Genomic DNA, 20,843 nt, shown 5'->3' with positions numbered 1-20,843 from the left:
TTTTTGATACGCGTTTAATCAAGCAATCTCTAGAGGTTTTATTTACTCAAGTATTAGTCAGTTTGCTTGTCTCGACTCTGTATTTCTGGATTTCTCCCTTATCTTATGCAAGTAGCGAGTTGATTGCACGAACCTCTCCAACAATTTGGGATGTTCTCATTGCTATTGCTGGTGGGATAGCAGGTGTAATTGGTTCAAGGAAAAAAGAAGCAAATAATATTGTGCCAGGAGTAGCTATTGCAACAGCTCTGATGCCACCTATCTGTACTGCAGGTTATGGTTTAGCTAATGGAAATGTACGATTTTTATTTGGGGCTCTCTATCTTTTCTTGATCAACTGTGTCTTTATCATGCTAACCAATATTGTTGGAACTAGAATTTTAATGAGAAAATCTCCTTTAAGTTCATTTAAAGAGCTAAACATTAAAATGAGAATTGGGTTGATATCCTTAATTGTATTATTGGTTCTTCCAGCCAGCTATTCAGCAGTCACTCTGACGATAGATCAAGCACGAAAAGAAGGGATTAAACAGTTTGTAGGCAAAGAGTTCGCCAATCATACGGTCATTAATCAAGTCTATAAGTCTAGGGACAATGAATTGGTTTTGACAGTTGTTGGAGATCCGATTTCAGAAGAAGAATTAGAAACAATCCGCCAAAAACAAGCCTCTTACGGTATTCAATCTATTCAATTGAAAGTCAATCAGGTCCATAATTCGACAAAATTAGATAGTGAGATGACCAAGGAATTTTATGAAACCATTAACAAGTATATCGATCAAAAACTCTCTGAAAAAGATTCACAAGATGACATCGTAAAAGAAATTGAGGCAGACAAGGACTGAGGATAGTCAACTTATCTAACTCGAGGAAGCAAATCTTGGGAGGATATCCTATATCCAAAAGTTAGTGGATAGAAAGGATCGTTGATGAGGATACATTTGTGGAAGTTTGACCAATCACTAATAGCTCAGGCTACATAAAAAAGCAACAACGTTTTCAGTTGTTGCTTTTTTATGTAGCTGGAATTTTTATCCCAGGTTTTATCGTTTATTTTTCAACTCGTGATTTGTTGGCTATGTCTGAAAGAATCAATTCTACAAATGCGTCTACCGGCATAGTTTCAGTTTCTTTTTGACCATAGCGGCGAACGTTTACAGCCTTCTCTTCCATTTCCTTGTCACCAACGATCAATTGGTAAGGAATCTTTTGTGTTTGAGAAGCGCGAATCTTGAACTGCATTTTTTCATTGCGTTCATCCACATCGGCACGAACACCACGGTCACGGAGTTTCTTAGCTACTTCCCAAGCGTAGTCCACGTGTTTTTCGTTAGAAACTGGGATAAGAGTTACTTGGTGAGGTGCAAGCCATGTTGGGAAGGCACCCTTGTAGTTTTCAATCAAGATAGCTGTGAAGCGTTCCATAGTTGAGATAACACCACGGTGAATCATAACTGGACGGTGTTCTTCACCATCAGCTCCGATGTATTTAAGGTCGAAGCGTTCTGGAAGCAAGAAGTCAAGCTGGATAGTAGAAAGAGTTTCTTCTTTACCAAGGGCTGTCTTCACCTGGATATCCAATTTTGGTCCGTAGAAGGCTGCTTCACCTTCAGCTTCAAAGTAGTCAAGTCCCATGTCATCCATAGCTGATTTCAACATACGTTGAGCATTTTCCCACATTTCATCATTATCAAAGTACTTGTGAGTATCTTGAGGGTCACGATATGATAAACGGAAACGATAGTCAGTCAAGTTGAAATCTTCGTAAACATCAATAATCAATTGAAGCGTACGTTGGAACTCATCTTTGATTTGTTCAGGTGTTACGAAAGTGTGACCATCATTAAGGGACATTTCACGTACACGTTGAAGCCCTGTAAGAGCACCAGATTTTTCATAACGGTGCATCATACCGATTTCAGCAATACGGATTGGCAATTCACGGTAAGAGTGAACATGGTGTTTAAAGACCTCGATATGGTGAGGACAGTTCATTGGACGAAGGACGAATTCTTCCCCGTCACCCATATCCATGGTTGGGAACATATCTTCACGGTAGTGATCCCAGTGACCAGAAGTCTTGTAAAGTTCAACTGAGGCAATTGGTGGAGTGTAGACGTGTTGGTAACCAGCAGCGATTTCCTTGTCGACGATGTAGCGTTCCAATTCACGACGGATAGTCGCTCCATTTGGCAACCAGAATGGAAGACCTTGACCAACTTCTTGAGAAATCATAAAGAGATCCAATTCTTTACCAAGTTTACGGTGATCACGTTCCTTAGCCTCTTCACGCATTTGAAGGTAGTTCTTCAAGTCTTTCTTGTCAAACCAAGCTGTACCGTAGATACGTTGCATCATAGCATTGTCGCTATTTCCACGCCAGTAAGCACCAGCTACATTGAGAAGGTGGAAGATTTGGATGCGACCAGTTGATGGGACGTGTGGGCCACGGCAGAGGTCCACATACTCACCTTGACGGTAGATAGTCAAACCGCCCTCATCTTCTGAGTGTTCTTCGATCAATTCCAATTTGTAAGGATCGTTTTTGAAGATTTCACGCGCCTCGTCTTTAGTCACTTCTTCACGGATTGATGGGAAGTTTTCTTTAACGATTTTCTTCATTTCTTCTTCGATACGAGGCAGGTCTTCGTTAGAGATTTGACCCGCTTGGTTGTCTGTATCGTAGTAGAAACCATCTTCGATAGCTGGACCGACACCCAAGTGAATGTCTGGGAAGAGGCGACGAGCTGCTTGAGCGAACAAGTGAGCTGCTGAGTGACGCAAGATTGGAAGGGCATCTTCGTGATCAGGTGTCACGATTTCGATGCTTCCGTCTTCAGTGATAGCACGAGTTGTGTCAATGAGTTTGCCGTTAAATTTACCAGCAAGAGCTTTTTTAGCGAGGGAATTGCTGATAGATTGGGCAATTCCAAAAGTTGTAACGCCAGATTCGAATTCACGAACAGCGCCATCTGGGAAAGTAATGTTAATCATGATGTTCTCCTTTTTATTATTTCACCGTTTCTAAGCATTGACTTTTTTGCAGACTACTTCCTAGTCTTAATGTTCAATTGCTTTTCTTTATCAGAGAGGAAGTTTTCCATTTCCGTCAGAATGTCTATATCCAAACGTTGAGAAAGTTCTACTAGCCACCAGATATTTTCTGAAAGTTTTTGTTCCAGTGTGTAGGGTGTTTCATCATAGTAGCGTCCTTGCTTGGTCATCACCAATCGTTGGAAATTTCCAATATCATTCGATAAAGCCAAGAGGTCTTCTTCGACCGTCCACTTGGAATCATGATGCTTAACTTCCAGATCGTGATAAGCTTGTCGGATTGCCCAACTGCGCTCCACTAATTCTTGCAACTCCATAGTTAGTCTCCTCATAAAAAATTGCGACATCCTCGAAAGGACGTCGCAACGTGGTTCCACCTTCATTTATGTCCTCAAAAGAGAGGGACACCTCTGATTGGCTCTAACGTGGCCACCGTTTTATGTTTTCATAAAAGTCAGTAGAGTAGTATCAGTTTAGGCTTCCTATGCGTTTCCAGCAACCACGCACTCTCTAGTAGAAAGGGACTAAGTGACTTGTCTCTATGGATTATTATAGCATGATTGTGAAAATTTTCAAGATATTTGTAGATTTTTTTGAATTTCCTTGTTGGAAAGGCGTTGGTAATCAGCTATGGTAATATTAGCAGAAATTGACAATCTTAATTGTATTAGTGAAGCAAAGAGAAAGAAAGTAAATCTGTTGACAAAGATGTTAGTTATTGGTAGAATAGGGATTGTCGTAAAGACAAATAACTTCTTCTTGGTTGCAGGCATGCCAACCTGTCACTCGGATGAAGCCAAATAAAAAGGAGAAACATCATGGCAATCTCAAAAGAGAAAAAAAATGAAATCATCGCACAATATGCACGTCACGAAGGTGATACAGGTTCAGTAGAGGTTCAAGTTGCTGTCCTTACTTGGGAAATCAACCACCTTAACGAACACATCAAACAACACAAAAAAGACCACGCTACTTACCGTGGATTGATGAAAAAAATCGGTCGCCGTCGTAACTTGCTTGCATACTTGCGTAAAAACGACGTTAACCGTTACCGTGAGTTAATCAACTCTCTAGGACTTCGTCGCTAATTCAAGATACAAAGGCCGTCAAAAGCACAAATCAAAAATAGGAAAATTGACGAAGAAACTCCAGTTTCTAGGAGATTTTATCTTTTTTGCCAGGTGCTTAGGCCGTGTTCAATTGAGCATATCTTGATAATGAAGCTACTCTAAATTGGGTAGCTTTTTTACTTTTGTCACCTTACCTTGGTATGCTCATGTATAATCTTCGGTTACGGTTTCTAGCACTGTAAGGTAAAATAAACCAGATATTCTCCCTTTGGGGAGATTTTTTAGTTTCACTAGACTTTTAATACAATCTTCGGCTTGCCGCCTAGTCTATAAACGTTTTGTCCAGCAAGACTCAAGATACAAAGGCCGTCAAAAGCACAAAGCAAAAATAGGAAAATTGACGAAGAAACTTCAGTTTCTAGGAGATTTTATCTTTTTTGCCAAGCGCTTAGGCCGTGTTCAATTGAGCACATCTTGAAATAAGGCTACTCGATTGGGTAGTCTTTTTGTTTTTCTGTATTTTAGCCCGAGCTCAAATGAGTTCTCTGACTTCAGAGGGCTTTTTTTATTTTCGTCACCTTACCTCGATATACTCAAGTATGTTCTTCGGTTACAGTTCCTAGCACTGTAAGGTAAAATAAACCAGAAAGGTCTCCTATCGGGGAGATTTTTTAGTTTCATTAGGATTTTAGCCTGAGCTCAATCAGCTCTCTAGTTTCAACAGTCTTTTTATCTGTATCTTTCTAGCCTTGTTCCTGATTTAGAAATGTGGTATACTATTTATGAAAATTGTCTAAATTTTTAATTTTATTAAGGGAGAGTTTTATGATTTCCAAATCTTCTGGAAGCCATCAAAACCTGCGGTATGTTTTTCTCCTATCTCTGTTGCTCGGAACTTTGGGAGTTTCTCTATTTTTGGCTGTTTCTATGGGTTCAGTTCAAATTAGTTTGAGTGATACCTATCGGATTATATTGAGTAAGATGGGAGCTCCGTTGGATATAGGAGACCTTTCAAAATCTACACTTGCTATTGTTTGGAATATGAGGTTACCCCGGGTTTTTCTTGGTTTGATAGTTGGTGCAGGCCTTTCCATGTGTGGTAGCGTCATGCAGTCAACGGTCAATAATCCAATCGCAGAACCCTATGTGTTAGGAATTTCTGCTGGGGCAACCTTTGGTGCGACTTTGAGCATCATCCTCGGATTTAAGGTCATGATTGGTCTTGGCTCTTTCCTTGGAGCGCTTGTGGCAACAGTTGCAGTCCTTCTGATTGCTTCCATGCAAGGCAGGATGACAACTTCCAGCCTGATTTTATCAGGGACAGTTGTGAATGCACTATTTTTGGCTTTTTCAAACTTTATTATTTCAATTGGCGCTAATGCTGATAGTGTCATGACCATCAAGTTTTGGACCATGGGTTCTTTAGCGGGGACTTCCTGGGCTCACTTAACCTTGCCAACTATAATCGTGGGAATTGCTTTTTTATTTTTCTCTACCCAATATCGTGTTTTTAATGCCATGATGATGGGTGATGAGGCGGCTTTGACCTTAGGGATTCCCCTACGTTTTTACTGGTATCTTTATGTGACGATTGTGGCTATAATGACAGCAATCTTGGTATCGACCTGTGGGATTATTGGTTTTGTCGGTTTGATTACACCGCATTTGGCTCGAAGTTTGGTAGGGACAAATTACAAAAGGCTTTTTCCGATTGCAACCTTACTAGGCGCCCTCTTTGTCGTTTGGGCAGATGTTCTTTCTCGTGTCTTGATTCAGAATGCTGAACTTCCGATTGGTATCTTCACAGCCTTAGTAGGTGCACCTTTCTTTATCTACATGGTTGGAAGTAGACGAAGGGAGGTGAGGGTCTGATATGGACTTAATGTGTCAGGATATTCACTTTGGAATCGGAGAGAAAAAAATTCTCAAAGGAGTCTCACTTAAACTTGAGGGCAACCAATTTCATACCATTTTAGGACCAAATGGCAGTGGGAAGACTAGCTTGCTGAAACTCCTCTATCGACAGGAAAAGCCTGATCAGGGCTTGATTTCTTTAGATGGGAAGCCTCTAGACCAAATGAGCGTCAAAGAAACGGCAAAGCAGATGGCAGTCATCACGCAGTTTAATCAACTCCAGTTTGATTGTACGGTTGAGGAGATTGTCATGCTGGGCAGAACTCCCCATCTCTCTTTCTTGCAAAAGGAAAAAGACAGAGACTTTGCTTTGGTTGAGGATGCTTTGGTCAAGGTAGATCTGCTTGAAAAGAGAAATCGACTCTACTCTTCTTTGTCAGGAGGAGAGAAGCAGCGGGTTCTGTTAGCACGCTCCTTGGCCCAAGAGCCGACCCTCTTGCTCTTAGATGAACCGACCAATCATTTGGATATCAAGTATCAGCTAGACTTATTGACCATTGTCAAAAATCTTCAGATCAATGTGCTAGCTGTCTTGCATGATATTCAGCTGGCTTGTCGCTATTCAGACTATCTCTATCTAATGAAAGAAGGGGAGATTGTTTACCAAGGTACTCCAAAAGAGACCATCACACCCGAGTCATTGCAGACTGTCTATGGCGTTCAAAGTAAGGTAACTTGGACAGAAGATCAGCAAGCTATGATTCACTATTTATAAAAAATGAAAAGGAAAACAAAACATGAAAAAATCACTTAGTATATTGCTCCTAACAGTAGCTACCTTAACTTTAGCAGCTTGTGGAAATAGTGCAACAGAAAAAGCTACCACACAATCAAGCACAGAGACAAGTCAAAAAGCTAATACAGAAACCAGCTATCCTGTAACTATCAAAACTTATGATGCTAAAGGAAACGAAGTCGAACAAGTATTTGAAAAGGCACCTGAAAAGGTCATCACCAACAACCTCTCAACAACTGAAATCCTACTTGAACTCGGTTTGCAAGATAAAATTGCTGGCATGCTCAATCCTGATAATGCTGTAACTGGTAAATACAAGGAAGCAATTGAAGCCATCCCTCATATTGGTGATAAAAAATCTGTCTCACAAGAAACAGTTCTTTCTTATGAACCTGATGCCTTGATGGGACGCAACATGATGTTCTCTGAAAAGTCAATGGGAACCATTAGTGCTTGGAATGAAAACAAAATCCCTGTTTATACGCAAAAAGCTTCACTTTCAAATATCCAACAGGATTTAGGAAATATCGTAGAAGATGTGAAGAATCTTGGTACCATTTTCAATGTCCAAGACAAGGCTAACCAATATGCAGAACAATTACAAGCTAAAATCGATGCGGTTAAAAAAGCAAACCCAGAAACACAGGGTGAAAAGAAAAAAGCTTTGATTATGGTGGCCTACAATGACGAAACCTTTGGTGCTTACAAGTCAGCCCTTCAGGAAAGCTTGCTTAACCAACTTGGTTATACCAATGTCGCAACAGGAACTTCTGGCTTGACCCTGGAAAATCTAGTCTCAATGGATCCAGAGTTGATTATCTATGTAACTAGTGACCGCAATCAAAAATTAGATGAAAAAGCAGTGGATTTGATGAAGGCAAATGCTGTTTTGGAAAATGTACCAGCAATCAAGAATCAAAAAATCATGACTATCTCTTACGATGAGCTGATGGATTACGGTCCTGCAGTGATTGATTCCCTTGAGAAGATCAATGACTTTATCAAGCAATAAGGAGTTTAACTGGGAAGGGATTCAAGTTAGGATCAGTCTTCCTTCAAACTATGATCCTCAACAAGCCTATCCACTTGTGCTTTTAAATGATGGGGAACTGGATTATTTATCAGACCTATCCCAATCTGTGATTCTAGTGGGCTTGATTCCAGAAAATCGTCTGGATGACTTTACACCTTGGAAGGCTGGTGCTTTGAAAGAAGGGGCCCCAGATTTTGGTGGGAAGGTAGATGCATACCATCAGAAGCTCTTTCAAGGGATTCTAACAACTTTGAAAAAGGATTACTTGATTGATGAAAGTAGGATTGCTTATGGTGGCTATTCACTGGGCGGTCTTGCAGCTGTTTATAGTCTCTATAGTAGTCATCTTCCTGCGACCTGTATCTTTTCTATCTGTGGTTCTTTCTGGTATCCAGAATTTATAGACTTTTGCAGGGAACATGACTTGATACAGAGACAAAGTCTGATTTATCTGCAAAATGGTCAGATAGAAGGTGTCAATCACTCAAATCGTCTGTCTAAGGCTCCTCTTTTTGCAAGGGAACTTCATGATCTGATTTCAGAAGCAGTTCCCTCAACATATTCCACCTTTGATGCATATGGGCATCATGAAGCTCTCGACCAACGCTATCAACATTTTTGTGATTGGTTAAAAAAAGAATGGAAGCTTACATAAAGATGTAATACTCTTTGTTTATAATGGACAGAGAGTATTTTTCTTGTCTTTATTCGGGTACATTTTAAAATTTCAGTGTGTTTATCTAAAATGAAAGTTTAACTGAAATGCATCAAAATGTGGTATAATGAATAGATAGATAGAATCGAGGATATTATGTCATTTACGAAATTTAAATTTAAAAAATATATAGAAGAAGCTTTGGAGGAGTTGAAGTTTACGACTCCTACCGAGGTGCAGGATAAGTTGATTCCTATTGTCTTGGCTGGTCGAGACTTGGTTGGTGAATCAAAAACAGGTTCAGGGAAAACTCATACCTTCTTGCTTCCGATTTTCCAACAGTTGGATGAAGAGAGCGATAGCGTGCAGGCAGTTATCACAGCTCCAAGTCGTGAACTGGCGACTCAGATTTACCAAGCTGCTCGTCAAATTGCAGGACATTCAGAAGTAGAAATTCGTGTTGTTAACTATGTTGGTGGTACAGACAAGGCCCGCCAAATTGAAAAACTGGCAAGCAACCAGCCCCACATTGTTATCGGAACACCAGGTCGTATCTATGATTTGGTAAAATCTGGTGATCTTGCCATCCACAAGGCTAAGACCTTTGTAGTCGATGAAGCTGATATGACCTTGGATATGGGATTCTTGGAAACAGTTGATAAGATTGCGGGAAGTCTTCCGAAAGACTTGCAGTTCATGGTCTTTTCAGCAACTATCCCACAAAAATTGCAACCATTCTTGAAAAAATACTTGTCAAATCCTGTCATGGAAAAAATCAAGACCAAAACAGTTATCTCTGACACCATTGATAACTGGTTGATTTCGACTAAGGGACGTGACAAGAATGCCCAGATTTATGAATTGACTCAAGTCATGCAACCATATCTAGCCATGATTTTTGTCAATACTAAGACTCGTGCAGATGAATTGCATACATATTTAACAGCCCAAGGCTTGAAGGTTGCTAAGATTCATGGAGATATTGCACCTCGTGAACGTAAACGTATCATGAATCAGGTGAAGAACCTTGATTTTGAGTACATCGTTGCGACTGACTTGGCTGCGCGTGGGATTGACATTGAAGGTGTCAGCCACGTTATTAATGATGCTATCCCACAAGACTTGTCCTTCTTTGTCCACCGTGTTGGACGAACTGGACGTAATGGTCTGCCTGGTACAGCCATTACCCTTTACCAGCCTAGTGACGACTCAGATATTCGTGAGTTAGAGAAACTAGGGATCAAGTTTGTGCCTAAGATGGTTAAAGACGGAGAATTCCAAGATACCTATGACCGCGATCGCCGTGCCAATCGTGAGAAGAAACAAGAAAAATTGGACATCGAAATGATTGGCTTGGTTAAAAAGAAAAAGAAAAAAGTCAAACCAGGATATAAGAAAAAAATCCAGTGGGCTGTCGATGAAAAACGTCGTAAAGCCAAGCGAGCAGAAGGTCGTGCCCGCGGACGAGCTGAACGCAAAGCCAAGCGCCAGACATTTTAAAAATGAAACAGTAGAACCAAGTTGGTTTTACTGTTTTTTTATAGTTCTACATCGGGGTTGACAGAATTCATAAGTAGATGATATTGGGAAAATTAATATTTAATCTAAACATTCTTTTAATTTTTTGAAGTTTATAGTATATTTAAATTAAAAGTTGATTGTAGGAGAAGGTAAATGAAAGACTTTATTGCTGGGATTGGTGAAATAAATGTTATTGCTTATTTGATATCTGTATGTAGCGGTCTCGCTCCTCTCTTTCATATATTGATTATTGGTTCAGAAGTGACTACTGGAAAAATAGTTTTAACTATCTTAGGTGTACTTTATGCTATCTTTTTAACGATTGTTAGAATTTATCGAAAGTTTTTTTGGTAAGAATCATCATGAAATATTAAAATCCCATCAGAAATTCTCTGATGGGATTTTAGACTTTAATATTATGATTTTATTCCCACTCAACGGTTGCAGGTGGTTTACTTGTGATATCGTAGACGATACGGTTAACGTGGTCAACTTCGTTTACGATGCGGACAGAGATCTTTTGGAGGACTTCCCAAGGGATCTTAGCGAAGTCAGCTGTCATTCCATCGATAGAAGTGATGGCACGGATAGCGATGGTATAGTCGTAAGTACGGCCATCTCCCATAACACCTACTGAACGAACGCCAGTGTTAACAGTGAAATATTGCCAGATATCGCGGTCAAGACCTGCTTTGGCAATTTCTTCACGAAGGATAGCGTCTGATTCACGAACTGTTTCAAGTTTCTCTGCAGTGATTTCACCCATGACACGGATAGCAAGTCCTGGACCTGGGAATGGTTGGCGCCATACGATGTGGTCTGGCATGCCAAGTTCAGTACCGAGGGCACGAACTTCATCCTTGTAAAGAGTATTTAAAGGCTCGATGAGTTCAAACTGCATATCTTCAGGAAGTCCACCCACGTTGTGGTGAGACTTGATGGTTTGAGCAGTATCAGTACCAGACTCAATCACATCTGTATAAAGAGTTCCTTGAGCAAGGAATTTCACATCTGTTAGTTTGCTTGCTTCGTCATCAAAGACATAAACAAACTCGTTACCGATAATCTTCCGTTTTTGTTCAGGATCAGATACACCAGCCAATTTATCAAGGAAACGTTTGGCAGCATCTGCTTTGACAATGTTCAAACCAAACTTACCACCAAGCATATCCATAACTTGGTCAGCTTCACCTTTACGGAGAAGACCGTGGTCTACAAAGATACAGATCAATTGATCCCCGATGGCTTTTTGGAGAAGAACCCCAACAACAGAAGAGTCAACACCACCAGAAAGTCCGAGGAGAACACGTTTGTCTCCAACTTTCTCACGGATTTGTTTGATTTGCATATCGATGAAGTTATCCATTGTCCAGTCGCCTTTGGCACCACAGATGTTCAAGGCAAAGTTTCGGAGGATATCATAACCGTGTACTGAGTGGCGAACTTCAGGGTGGAATTGGATACCATAGATTTTCTTGTCTGGATTTTCAATAGACGCGTAAGGACAGTCAGCAGAAGTTCCAGTACGGACAAAATCAGCAGGAATTTCTGTAACAGCATCCCCATGGCTCATCAAGACAAGTTGCTCATCTGGAGTACCCGCAAAAAGAGCTGATTCTGTGTGAGTCAATGTTGATTGACCGTATTCACGGTTACCAGCATCGCCTGCAGGAACAACCTTACCACCAAGCTTGTGAGTCAATAGCTGCATACCATAGCAGATTCCCAAAATCGGAATTCCAAGTTCAAAAATCTCTGGATCAATATCAAACGATCCTTCTTCGTAAACAGAGTTTGGACCACCTGAAAGTACAATCCCGATAGGATTGATAGCACGGACTTCGTCAGCCGAAATCTTGTGACTTTTTAGTTCTGAAAAGACACCAATCTCACGGATACGACGTGAGATGAGTTGGTTGTACTGGCTACCATAGTCCAGTACGATGATCTTTTCGACATCTTGCAAATCAGTTGAAATGTTGCTCATCTTTTCCCTTTCTTAAAAGAAATATCTTCTTGAATATTCTATCATAAAAGGGTTAGAATTACCAACCAAACAAGTGCGGTTTGACTTTTCCCTATGAGATAGGGTACAATGGAAAAAATAAAGAAAAGAAGTGAGCAAGCATGTTACCAGCTTATATGAAAATTCACGACCAAATCAAGAAAGACATTGACGAGGGAAATTGGAAAATTGGGGAAAGACTTCCAAGTGAGCGAGATTTAGCAGAAGAATTTGCCGTTAGCCGCATGACCCTGCGTCAAGCCATCTCCCTTTTAGTTGAAGAAGGGGTTTTAGAGCGTCGTGTAGGTAGTGGCACCTTTGTTTCTAGTACTCGTGTTCAGGAAAAAATGCGTGGGACGACCAGTTTTACCGAGATTGTGAAAGCTCAAGGGAAAACTCCGTCTAGTCACTTGATTTCTTATCGTCGAACGATTCCAAATGAGCAAGAAGTGGCTAAACTAGGTTTGCTGCCAACTGACAATATCATTCGGATGGAACGTGTCCGCTATGCAGATAAGGTTCCTGTTGTCTATGAAGTAGCTTCAATTCCTGAGAAATTTATCAAAAATTTCAAAAAAGAAGAAGTAACTAAACACTTCTTTCAAACCTTACAACAACATGGTTATCGGATTGGAAAATCTCATCAGACCATTTATGCACGTTTAGCAAAAGAAAAGATAGCTCATTACTTAGAAGTTGAAAAAGGGCATGCTATTTTAGGTTTGACTCAGGTTTCTTACTTTGATGACGGAACGGCTTTTGAGTACGTAAAGAGCCAATACGTCGGAGAACGGTTTGAATTTTATCTAGAAAATAATTAGTTTTTATGAAATCTCTTGAAGTAGGATTTTAACTCTTGCTTTAGGAGATTTTTTGATCTTGTATTCATGTAAAAAAGACTGGTTGGGAAATGAGAGAAAAAAAGCAATAATCTAGGCATTTTTCTAGAAATCGTGTTATAATAGTTAGGTTATATGGTCCCGATAAGGTGGTAGAAATTCATTGCGAATAGTTTTTCTATCAGTACTTTGTAACTCTATAACGAATATTTTTTAAGGGGGGACATTTTTATGTCAGAACGTAAACTTTTCACGTCTGAATCTGTATCTGAGGGGCACCCAGATAAGATTGCAGACCAAATTTCAGATGCTATCTTGGATGCTATTTTAGAGCAAGATCCAGAAGCCCACGTTGCTGCTGAAACAGCTGTTTATACTGGTTCAGTGCATGTCTTTGGTGAAATTTCAACTACTGCTTATGTAGATATTAACCGTGTAGTTCGTGATACCATTGCAGAGATCGGTTATACCAATACTGAGTATGGATTCTCAGCTGAAACAGTAGGAGTTCATCCATCATTGGTAGAGCAATCTCCTGATATCGCCCAAGGTGTTAATGAAGCCTTGGAAGTTCGTGGAAATGCTGATAAAGATCCACTTGACTTGATTGGAGCTGGAGACCAAGGTCTTATGTTTGGTTTCGCGGTTAATGAAACTGAAGAACTCATGCCATTGCCAATCTCACTCAGCCACAAGTTGGTTCGTCGTTTAGCAGAGCTTCGTAAGTCTGGTGAAATTAGCTATCTTCGTCCAGATGCTAAATCTCAAGTTACTGTTGAGTACGATGAAAATGACCAGCCAGTGCGCGTGGATACAGTCGTTATTTCAACTCAACACGATCCAGAAGTGAGCAATGAACAAATCCATGAAGATGTGATTAACAAGGTTATCAAAGAAGTGATTCCAGCTTCTTATCTTGACGACGAAACTAAATTCTTCATCAATCCAACAGGTCGTTTCGTTATCGGAGGACCTCAAGGAGACTCAGGTTTGACTGGTCGTAAGATCATCGTGGATACTTATGGTGGTTACTCACGTCACGGTGGTGGTGCCTTCTCTGGTAAGGATGCGACTAAGGTTGACCGTTCAGCTTCTTATGCAGCTCGCTACATTGCCAAAAACATCGTTGCTGCAGGTCTCGCTAAGAAAGCAGAAGTTCAATTGGCTTATGCCATTGGTGTAGCTCAACCTGTATCTGTTCGTATCGATACCTTCGGTACTGGTACAGTAGCGGAAAGCAAGCTTGAAAAAGCAGCGCGTCAAATCTTTGACCTTCGTCCAGCAGGAATCATCCAAATGCTGGATCTCAAACGTCCAATCTACCGTCAAACAGCGGCTTATGGACACATGGGACGTACAGATATCGATCTTCCATGGGAACGCTTGGATAAGGTAGAAGCCTTGAAAGAAGCAGTTAAATAATATTAAAAAAGATTGGTAAAACTACCAATCTTTTTGCATATAAAAACCAGTTGTTAAACTGATTTTTATTTTGTAGGGATTGAAATTTCAATCAATTTTTCAGAGTAGAGGGTCTTGATATTAGCTTCATCGATATTTTGCTTGTCAATCTTACGATTTAAGAAAAATTCTTGGATTTTCTCCATCTCTTTTTCGCGGATAGCGCGATGTTTATTTGAAATGAGGATTTCGTAATGAAGCGGTGCTTGGGTAAAAATAACATCTGTATTACCCGCAGAATAAACCTCTACAAGTGTTGCATCTGTGCTTTCTAACTGACTTTTAACAAGTTGCGAGTGTGAATTAGTAGTGTTGATGAGCTTCATAGGGTTTCCTCCTGAGTTTCTATGTCTATTATAGCACTTTTTGGAAAAATTGGGAAAGTTAACTTAAATTTGATGTTGTTTTTTCCAAGATTCGATAGCCCATTTATGACTTCCACGTTTGAGGTTAGCAATAGCTTCATCAATTGGGAACCAGGCTAGATGATTGAAGTCTTCCAAGGGTTTTTGAACTTCTTGGAAAGAAGTTGCTTCGTAGAGATAGGCTGGATTGTAGTAGTGAGTATCGCGATGGCTAGAATAAAAATACTCGTCAGCCTGACCATAATAGCTACCGATTTTAGCCGTAAAGCCTAATTCTTCAATCAATTCTCGTTTGAGAGCTTCAAAGTGGTCTTCACCTTCTTCGATTTCGCCACCTGGCAAGAACCAAGCACCATTTGGAGCTTGAACGAGGATAATCTTTTCATGTTTTGAATCAGGAATGACTGCATAAACACCGTAGCGAGTCTTGTAGGTTACGCCCTCGATTTTCTCTCCAAATGTAGGATTTGTCATAAATGTCTCCTTCGTGATTGCGCTTTCTTTCTATCATATTAAAGAATGCTCTTACTGTCAAGTAAGAACATTCTTTTAGTATGAAGGAATTAGTCATTTGAATCAACTGTTTCCAATTTATTTTTTGATTTAATCATGATTTTACCATTGCTTGTCATGACTGCCTTGAAATTCTTCTCTCTAGGATTTTCAAGATAGTAGTCAGTGATGGCATCTTCAATATAATCTTGAATGGTTCGACGGAGTGGACGTGCTCCCATTTTTGGATCATAGCCAAGGTCTACAAGTTTTTCTTTGACCTTATCTGTAACATCTAAATGGATGTTATTACTTGAGAGGCGTTTATTGACATCATCTAACATGAGGTCAACGATTTGAAGGAGATTTTCCTTGCTGAGAGCTTTGAATTCAATAATACCATCAAAGCGGTTCATGAATTCTGGGCTAAAGAAGTTGCCTAATTCCCCAAGAACAGAGTTGGTACGACCTTCTCTAGCAGCACCAAATCCAACACTGGCTTCTGCCTTACCTGTACCTGCATTTGAAGTCATGATAATGATGGCATCCTTGAAGCTAACGGTACGACCTTGACCATCTGTCAAGCGACCATCATCCAAGACTTGAAGAAACATGTGCATAACGTCTGGATGGGCTTTTTCTACCTCGTCTAAGAGAATGAGAGAATAAGGATTGCGACGCACTTTCTCAGTCAATTGTCCAGCTTCATCATAGCCTACGTATCCTGGAGGGGCACCGACGAGTTTAGCTACGCTGTGTTTTTCCATGTATTCGCTCATGTCAAAGCGAATCATACTATCAGCAGAACCAAAGAGTTCGATAGCTAATTGTTTGGAAAGCTCAGTTTTTCCGACGCCAGTTGGTCCGACAAAGAGGAAGCTGCCGATCGGACGATTTGGAGAACCAAGACCGACACGATTGCGACGGATTGCTTTAGCGATTTTATCGACAGCATCGTCTTGGCCGATGACATGGGCTTTAAGGTCATTCGCTAAATTGATAAGTTGAGATTGTTCTTTTTCTTTGAGATCACCAACTGGGATATTGGTCTTTTGTTCGATGATGTGTTCAATCGTCTTTTCGCTGATGATTGGGGTATCCTGATCCGTTACTTTTGTCTTTTGCATTTCCTTATACTTGGCAATCTGATCACGGAAGTAGGCCGCTTTTTCAAAGTCTTCATCACGAGTTGCCTGAGTTTTAAGATTTTCTGCTTCGATTAGGCGTTGATCGATGACCTTAGGATCTACAAAATTCAAGGTTAAGTTCATTTTAGAACCAGCTTCATCTAGAAGGTCAATGGCCTTGTCTGGCAAGAAACGATCTTGGATGTAGCGGTTAGAAAGGGTAGCGGCCGCTTCGATAGCCCCATCAGTATAGTGAACATGATGGTAATCTTCGTATTTCTTTTGAATGCCTTTAAGGATAATAATGGTTTCTTCCACAGTTGGTTCATCAACTTTAACAGGTTGCATACGGCGCTCAAGGGCAGCATCTTTTTCGATGATGCGATATTCATTGAGGGTAGTAGCACCAACCAGTTGGAGTTCGCCACGTGCAAGAGCTGGTTTGAGGATATTTCCTGCATCCATATTGCCATCTCCTGCAGAACCAGCTCCAACAATCTCATGAATCTCGTCAATGAAGAGGATGACATCCTCGCGCTCACGAATTTCTTCCATGAGTTTTTGCATGCGTTCTTCAAACTGACCTCGGATACCTGTTCCTTGAACAAGGCTAACGACATCTAAGCGGATGACTTCCTTACCTTGAAGCTTATGGGGAACATCACCGTCAACAATTTTCTGAGCTAAACCTTCGACAACAGCTGTCTTACCAACACCGGGCTCACCGATGAGGACAGGGTTGTTTTTTGTTCTGCGGTTGAGAATTTCAATAACTCGGATGATTTCTTCGTCACGGCCAATTACAGGGTCAATATTTCCACGACGGGCAATCTCAGTGACATTGATACCATATTCATCCAAGAGTCCTTTTTCCTGGATTGGTGGTGGGGTTTGGGCAGGACCACGATTTTGGGCACCATAGCCACCATTTCCACCGTATCCACCCCCTGACTGAGTTGGGGGGATATTGTTGTTATTAGAAGAAGGTCTAAAGTTGTTGAGATCGTTAAAGAAGTCTCCAAAGGGATCGAAATCACGATTGTTTAAATCTGTAATTCCTTTAAATAAGCTATTGTTAGGATCTGTTTTGATAATTTTGTAGCAATTTTGACAAAGGTCGATTTGCTTTTGTTGTCCATTGAGATTGGTATAAAGATGAATCGTTGAGTCATTGATTTTACAGTTTTGACAGAGCATACCGCCACCTCATTTCTTTCTTAGTCTTGACTAAATCTAAAAGGTCAAAAATAGTCAAACAAGTATATAATTTAATTATATCATGATTATTGGGCAATTCAAGTAAAAAGATTGGATACTAGCACTATAAATAGTAGAGCGCTAATCTGGAGAAGATTTTGATAGCAAGAAAAAAATCCTATTTGTCATGCAAAAAGGATTCTCGTTGGTGAAAGGCGGTGGGACAGAAAGCGATAGACAAAGTCTCGATTTCGTAGTCCCAGCCCCGCGAAGATGATTAGGAGTTTTGGGAGTCTAAAAGACGAACGAAAAGTCCAATCAGCTACCGCGTCAAAGTTTGATTGCTAATAAAAAGTGAGGTCGGGATCTTTTGTCCCAACCTCTGTATATCTATTATTAGTATAGAAGTTCGTAAATTTCCATCGCAATCAAGTCGATGCTGTCAAAAGTATATGTTTCACGAGCTTCAACATCACGAAGTGTAAAGATTGGGCCATTTTCTTCATCATGGTTAAAAGCAACTTCAGCTACAACAACTCCCTCGCGCTCAAAGTTACGTTTTAAGTTACCACCATCTTTTGTCATTGCTTCTAGGCGGTTGATGATTCTAACCAAATGTGATTCCATTTTGATTCTCCTCCATTTCTTATCGTTACTATTTTACCATAAAGAGTATCCACTTGACTAGAAAAAACTAAGATTTCTCGCTATTTCTGTTTTCTTTGAAATTTTATTGAAAATAAAAGGAAAAAGATTGCATTTTTATTCAAAACATGTTATACTCATACAAGTTTTAAGTTAGAATTAGAAAGTAGTGGATTTATGAATTTTTCTTTTTTACCTAAATATCTGCCATATTTTAATTATGGTGCTCTCGTAACGGTCTTGATTTCTGTTTTGGTTGTCTTTTTGGGGACAATTTTAGGGATAGTCTTGGCTTTTGCTCAACGTTCTAAAATGAAGCCCTTAGCTTGGCTTGCCAATGTTTATATTTGGATTTTCCGTGGAACACCTATGATGGTACAGATCATGATTGCTTTTGCTCTTATGCATATCAATGCTCCGACAATTCAGATTGGAGTTTTGGGAGTTGATTTTTCACGTTTGATTCCAGGGATTATCATTATCTCTATGAATAGTGGTGCCTATGTATCAGAAACAGTTCGTGCTGGTATCAATGCAGTACCTAAAGGACAATTAGAGGCGGCTTACTCTCTAGGGATTCGTCCTAAAAATGCTATGCGCTATGTCATCTTGCCACAGGCCATCAAGAATATCTTGCCAGCCTTGGGGAATGAGTTTATTACCATTATCAAGGATAGTTCACTCTTGTCAGCAATCGGTGTCATGGAATTGTGGAATGGAGCTACTACGGTGTCAACAACCACCTACTTGCCTTTAACTCCACTCTTATTTGCAGCCTTTTACTACTTGATTATGACCTCTATCTTGACACTAGCCTTGAAAGCTTTTGAAAATCGTATGGGACAAGGAGAGAAAAAATAATGACTGAAACGCTTATAAAAATTGAAAACCTTCATAAAAACTTCGGGAAGAATGAAGTTTTAAAAGGAATTGATCTTGAAATCAAAAAAGGGGAAGTTGTGGTGATTATCGGACCATCTGGTAGCGGTAAGTCAACCCTCCTTCGCTCTATGAATCTCCTCGAAGAAGCGACAAAAGGAAAGGTTATCTTTGAAGGAGTAGACATTACAGATAAGAAAAATGACCTCTTTGCCATGCGTGAAAAGATGGGAATGGTTTTCCAACAGTTCAATCTCTTCCCCAATATGACAGTGAAGGATAACATCACGCTTTCTCCTATCAAGACCAAAGGGGAAAGTAAGGAAGTTGCTGAGAAGAGAGCGCATGAGCTCTTGGAAAAGGTTGGTTTACCAGATAAGGCAGATGCTTATCCACAAAGTTTGTCTGGTGGGCAGCAACAACGTATCGCTATTGCTCGTGGTCTTGCCATGGAACCAGATGTCCTACTCTTTGATGAACCGACTTCTGCCCTAGACCCAGAAATGGTAGGGGAAGTACTAGCGGTTATGCAAGAACTTGCTAAGTCAGGAATGACTATGGTCATCGTGACGCATGAGATGGGCTTTGCGCGTGAAGTGGCAGACCGCGTTATCTTTATGGCTGACGGTGTTGTTGTCGAAGATGGAACTCCAGAGCAAGTCTTTGAACAAACCCAAGAACAAAGAACCAAGGATTTCTTGAGTAAGGTTTTGTAAGAATATCATGAAAAGCTCCAAGTGGGCTTTTTCTTATAGTTTCAGACTATAAGGTCACTTAGGTAAGAAGTGTTAGAGGGACAAGTATTTTTTTGATATAATAGAAGATATTTGTTAGAAAAGAGAAAACACATGACACAGATTATTGATGGCAAGGCTTTAGCAGCCAAGCTACAAGGACAATTGGCTGAAAAGACTGCGAAATTGAAAGAAGAGACAGGTTTGGTGCCTGGTTTGGTGGTTATTTTGGTTGGGGACAATCCAGCCAGTCAGGTTTACGTTCGTAACAAGGAACGTTCAGCGATAGCTGCAGGTTTCCAAAGTGAAGTTGTGCGAGTTCCTGAAACCATTACCCAAGAGGAATTGTTGGACTTGATTGCCAAATACAATCACGATCCAGCTTGGCATGGTATTTTGGTGCAGTTACCCTTACCAAAACACATCGATGAAGAAGCAGTTTTATTGGCTATTGATCCAGAAAAGGACGTGGATGGTTTTCATCCGCTCAACATGGGGCGCCTTTGGTCTGGTCATCCAGTTATGATCCCTTCAACTCCAGCTGGTATTATGGAAATGTTTCATGAGTATGGGATTGAACTAGAAGGTAAGAATGCGGTTGTTATTGGTCGTTCTAATATCGTCGGTAAACCAATGGCCCAGTTATTATTAGCTAAGAATGCAACTGTAACCTTAACCCACTCACGAACACACAATCTTGCCAAGGTAGCTTCTAAGGCCGATATTCTTGTCGTAGCAATCGGTCGTGCTAAGTTTGTGACTGCTGACTTTGTCAAATCTGGTGCTGTTGTTATTGATGTGGGGATGAACCGAGATGAAAATGGCAAGCTCTGTGGAGATGTTGACTATGATGCTGTTGCGCCAGTCGCTAGCCATATCACACCTGTACCTGGTGGAGTTGGACCCATGACCATTACTATGTTGATGGAGCAGACTTATCAGGCTGCATTGCGTAGTTTGAATAGATAATACAAGCATTGATTTTATATAGTGAAGAAACAAGTTCTAAAAAATGAACTTGTTTTTTCTTGCACTTATTTTAATAAAATTACAGTAAAACTTCTACAAATTATTGAAAAATCTCTACTATTTTGATATATTAAAAGCATCAATATT

20 protein-coding genes are annotated in these 20,843 nt (G+C 40.3%); 13 read left to right on the top strand and 7 right to left on the bottom strand.

Annotated elements, in window-relative coordinates:
- Positions 1-845: DUF389 domain-containing protein (locus tag RQ973_RS03795; RefSeq protein WP_311522801.1), on the top strand; the 845-nt coding region annotated here is incomplete at its 5' end.
- A gap of 205 nt (positions 846-1,050) precedes the next feature.
- Here the strand turns inward: RQ973_RS03795 and thrS are convergent.
- Positions 1,051-2,994 (bottom strand): threonine--tRNA ligase, encoded by a 1,944-nt coding sequence (gene thrS / locus RQ973_RS03790; protein WP_075231214.1) that lies wholly within the window; start codon positions 2,992-2,994, stop codon positions 1,051-1,053.
- 53 nt (positions 2,995-3,047) lie between these two features.
- Positions 3,048-3,371, bottom strand: a complete 324-nt coding sequence (locus RQ973_RS03785) for a 30S ribosomal protein S15 (protein ID WP_075231215.1) — start codon at positions 3,369-3,371, stop codon at positions 3,048-3,050.
- A 501-nt stretch (positions 3,372-3,872) separates the two neighbouring features.
- On the opposite strand from RQ973_RS03785, the gene rpsO reads away from it, so the two are divergent.
- The 7 genes from rpsO to RQ973_RS03750 all read left to right on the top strand — a co-directional run bounded on the left by rpsO (position 3,873) and on the right by RQ973_RS03750 (position 10,337).
- Positions 3,873-4,142, top strand: a complete 270-nt coding sequence (gene rpsO, locus RQ973_RS03780) for a 30S ribosomal protein S15 (RefSeq protein WP_001018251.1) — start codon at positions 3,873-3,875, stop codon at positions 4,140-4,142.
- Positions 4,143-4,949: 807 nt separating this feature from the next.
- Positions 4,950-5,996: an iron ABC transporter permease gene (locus tag RQ973_RS03775; protein ID WP_311522800.1), complete on the top strand. Its 1,047-nt coding sequence runs from the start codon at positions 4,950-4,952 to the stop codon at positions 5,994-5,996.
- A 1-nt stretch (position 5,997) separates the two neighbouring features.
- Complete coding sequence (locus tag RQ973_RS03770; RefSeq protein ID WP_311522799.1) at positions 5,998-6,753, top strand: ABC transporter ATP-binding protein; 756 nt, start codon at positions 5,998-6,000, stop codon at positions 6,751-6,753.
- A 22-nt stretch (positions 6,754-6,775) separates the two neighbouring features.
- Complete coding sequence (locus RQ973_RS03765; RefSeq protein WP_311522798.1) at positions 6,776-7,786, top strand: ABC transporter substrate-binding protein; 1,011 nt, start codon at positions 6,776-6,778, stop codon at positions 7,784-7,786.
- Positions 7,767-8,462 carry an alpha/beta hydrolase-fold protein gene (locus tag RQ973_RS03760; RefSeq protein ID WP_311522797.1) on the top strand — a complete coding sequence of 232 codons (696 nt, stop codon included), beginning with the start codon at positions 7,767-7,769 and terminating at the stop codon, positions 8,460-8,462. The genes RQ973_RS03765 and RQ973_RS03760 overlap by 20 nt, the downstream gene beginning before the upstream one ends.
- 156 nt (positions 8,463-8,618) lie before the next feature.
- Positions 8,619-9,962, top strand: a complete 1,344-nt coding sequence (locus tag RQ973_RS03755; RefSeq protein WP_248034580.1) for a DEAD/DEAH box helicase — start codon at positions 8,619-8,621, stop codon at positions 9,960-9,962.
- Between the two features lie 174 nt (positions 9,963-10,136).
- Entirely contained in the window at positions 10,137-10,337 is a 201-nt protein-coding gene (locus RQ973_RS03750) for a hypothetical protein (RefSeq protein WP_311522796.1), read from the top strand.
- Between the two features lie 70 nt (positions 10,338-10,407).
- Here RQ973_RS03750 and guaA read toward each other — a convergent pair whose 3' ends face one another.
- Positions 10,408-11,970 (bottom strand): glutamine-hydrolyzing GMP synthase, encoded by a 1,563-nt coding sequence (guaA, locus tag RQ973_RS03745; protein WP_248034583.1) that lies wholly within the window; start codon positions 11,968-11,970, stop codon positions 10,408-10,410.
- Positions 11,971-12,110: 140 nt separating this feature from the next.
- On the opposite strand from guaA, the gene RQ973_RS03740 reads away from it, so the two are divergent.
- The gene (locus RQ973_RS03740) at positions 12,111-12,809 is read left to right on the top strand and encodes a GntR family transcriptional regulator (protein ID WP_311522793.1); all 699 of its coding nucleotides are present in this window, start codon (positions 12,111-12,113) and stop codon (positions 12,807-12,809) included.
- 249 nt (positions 12,810-13,058) lie between these two features.
- Positions 13,059-14,249: a methionine adenosyltransferase gene (gene metK, locus RQ973_RS03735; protein ID WP_311522791.1), complete on the top strand. Its 1,191-nt coding sequence runs from the start codon at positions 13,059-13,061 to the stop codon at positions 14,247-14,249.
- 65 nt (positions 14,250-14,314) lie between these two features.
- Here the strand turns inward: metK and RQ973_RS03730 are convergent, their stop codons facing one another.
- The 4 genes from RQ973_RS03730 to RQ973_RS03715 all read right to left on the bottom strand — a co-directional run bounded on the left by RQ973_RS03730 (position 14,315) and on the right by RQ973_RS03715 (position 18,096).
- Positions 14,315-14,614, bottom strand: coding sequence for a DUF1827 family protein (locus RQ973_RS03730; RefSeq protein WP_049528781.1), 300 nt, complete (start codon positions 14,612-14,614; stop codon positions 14,315-14,317).
- Positions 14,615-14,677: 63 nt separating this feature from the next.
- Entirely contained in the window at positions 14,678-15,127 is a 450-nt protein-coding gene (locus RQ973_RS03725) for an NUDIX hydrolase (RefSeq protein WP_311522790.1), read from the bottom strand.
- Positions 15,128-15,216: 89 nt separating this feature from the next.
- Positions 15,217-17,469, bottom strand: a complete 2,253-nt coding sequence (locus RQ973_RS03720) for an ATP-dependent Clp protease ATP-binding subunit (RefSeq protein ID WP_311522789.1) — start codon at positions 17,467-17,469, stop codon at positions 15,217-15,219.
- A 396-nt stretch (positions 17,470-17,865) separates the two neighbouring features.
- A complete protein-coding gene (locus RQ973_RS03715; protein ID WP_000443576.1) occupies positions 17,866-18,096 on the bottom strand; it encodes a DUF1797 family protein in 231 nt (76 codons plus the stop codon).
- A 195-nt stretch (positions 18,097-18,291) separates the two neighbouring features.
- Between RQ973_RS03715 and RQ973_RS03710 the strand changes: the two genes are divergently transcribed.
- The 3 genes from RQ973_RS03710 (at position 18,292) to RQ973_RS03700 (ending at position 20,696) form a co-directional block, all read left to right on the top strand.
- Positions 18,292-18,975 carry an amino acid ABC transporter permease gene (locus RQ973_RS03710; RefSeq protein ID WP_006147032.1) on the top strand — a complete coding sequence of 228 codons (684 nt, stop codon included), beginning with the start codon at positions 18,292-18,294 and terminating at the stop codon, positions 18,973-18,975.
- Positions 18,975-19,709 carry an amino acid ABC transporter ATP-binding protein gene (locus RQ973_RS03705; RefSeq protein WP_045762888.1) on the top strand — a complete coding sequence of 245 codons (735 nt, stop codon included), beginning with the start codon at positions 18,975-18,977 and terminating at the stop codon, positions 19,707-19,709. Before RQ973_RS03710 ends, RQ973_RS03705 begins: the two co-directional genes overlap by 1 nt.
- Positions 19,710-19,841: 132 nt before the next feature.
- Complete coding sequence (locus RQ973_RS03700; protein WP_311522785.1) at positions 19,842-20,696, top strand: bifunctional methylenetetrahydrofolate dehydrogenase/methenyltetrahydrofolate cyclohydrolase; 855 nt, start codon at positions 19,842-19,844, stop codon at positions 20,694-20,696.
- Positions 20,697-20,843: the final 147 nt, after the last annotated feature.

The sequence above is a fragment of the uncultured Streptococcus sp. genome, assembly GCF_963511325.1.
In the GTDB taxonomy this organism is placed as follows: Bacteria; Bacillota; Bacilli; order Lactobacillales; family Streptococcaceae; genus Streptococcus.
This window is presented reverse-complemented; position numbering and strand designations above follow the sequence as displayed.

Excerpts from the sequence above, each read along its gene's own strand:
- thrS (WP_075231214.1), bottom strand. The coding sequence starts at position 2,994 with ATGATTAACATTACTTTCCCAGATGGCGCTGTTCGTGAATTCGAATCT.
- RQ973_RS03785 (WP_075231215.1), bottom strand. The coding sequence starts at position 3,371 with ATGGAGTTGCAAGAATTAGTGGAGCGCAGTTGGGCAATCCGACAAGCT.
- rpsO (WP_001018251.1), top strand. The coding sequence starts at position 3,873 with ATGGCAATCTCAAAAGAGAAAAAAAATGAAATCATCGCACAATATGCA.
- RQ973_RS03775 (WP_311522800.1), top strand. The coding sequence starts at position 4,950 with ATGATTTCCAAATCTTCTGGAAGCCATCAAAACCTGCGGTATGTTTTT.
- RQ973_RS03770 (WP_311522799.1), top strand. The coding sequence starts at position 5,998 with ATGGACTTAATGTGTCAGGATATTCACTTTGGAATCGGAGAGAAAAAA.
- RQ973_RS03765 (WP_311522798.1), top strand. The coding sequence starts at position 6,776 with ATGAAAAAATCACTTAGTATATTGCTCCTAACAGTAGCTACCTTAACT.
- RQ973_RS03760 (WP_311522797.1), top strand. The coding sequence starts at position 7,767 with ATGACTTTATCAAGCAATAAGGAGTTTAACTGGGAAGGGATTCAAGTT.
- RQ973_RS03755 (WP_248034580.1), top strand. The coding sequence starts at position 8,619 with ATGTCATTTACGAAATTTAAATTTAAAAAATATATAGAAGAAGCTTTG.
- RQ973_RS03750 (WP_311522796.1), top strand. The coding sequence starts at position 10,137 with ATGAAAGACTTTATTGCTGGGATTGGTGAAATAAATGTTATTGCTTAT.
- guaA (WP_248034583.1), bottom strand. The coding sequence starts at position 11,970 with ATGAGCAACATTTCAACTGATTTGCAAGATGTCGAAAAGATCATCGTA.
- RQ973_RS03740 (WP_311522793.1), top strand. The coding sequence starts at position 12,111 with ATGTTACCAGCTTATATGAAAATTCACGACCAAATCAAGAAAGACATT.
- metK (WP_311522791.1), top strand. The coding sequence starts at position 13,059 with ATGTCAGAACGTAAACTTTTCACGTCTGAATCTGTATCTGAGGGGCAC.
- RQ973_RS03730 (WP_049528781.1), bottom strand. The coding sequence starts at position 14,614 with ATGAAGCTCATCAACACTACTAATTCACACTCGCAACTTGTTAAAAGT.
- RQ973_RS03725 (WP_311522790.1), bottom strand. The coding sequence starts at position 15,127 with ATGACAAATCCTACATTTGGAGAGAAAATCGAGGGCGTAACCTACAAG.
- RQ973_RS03720 (WP_311522789.1), bottom strand. The coding sequence starts at position 17,469 with ATGCTCTGTCAAAACTGTAAAATCAATGACTCAACGATTCATCTTTAT.
- RQ973_RS03715 (WP_000443576.1), bottom strand. The coding sequence starts at position 18,096 with ATGGAATCACATTTGGTTAGAATCATCAACCGCCTAGAAGCAATGACA.
- RQ973_RS03710 (WP_006147032.1), top strand. The coding sequence starts at position 18,292 with ATGAATTTTTCTTTTTTACCTAAATATCTGCCATATTTTAATTATGGT.
- RQ973_RS03705 (WP_045762888.1), top strand. The coding sequence starts at position 18,975 with ATGACTGAAACGCTTATAAAAATTGAAAACCTTCATAAAAACTTCGGG.
- RQ973_RS03700 (WP_311522785.1), top strand. The coding sequence starts at position 19,842 with ATGACACAGATTATTGATGGCAAGGCTTTAGCAGCCAAGCTACAAGGA.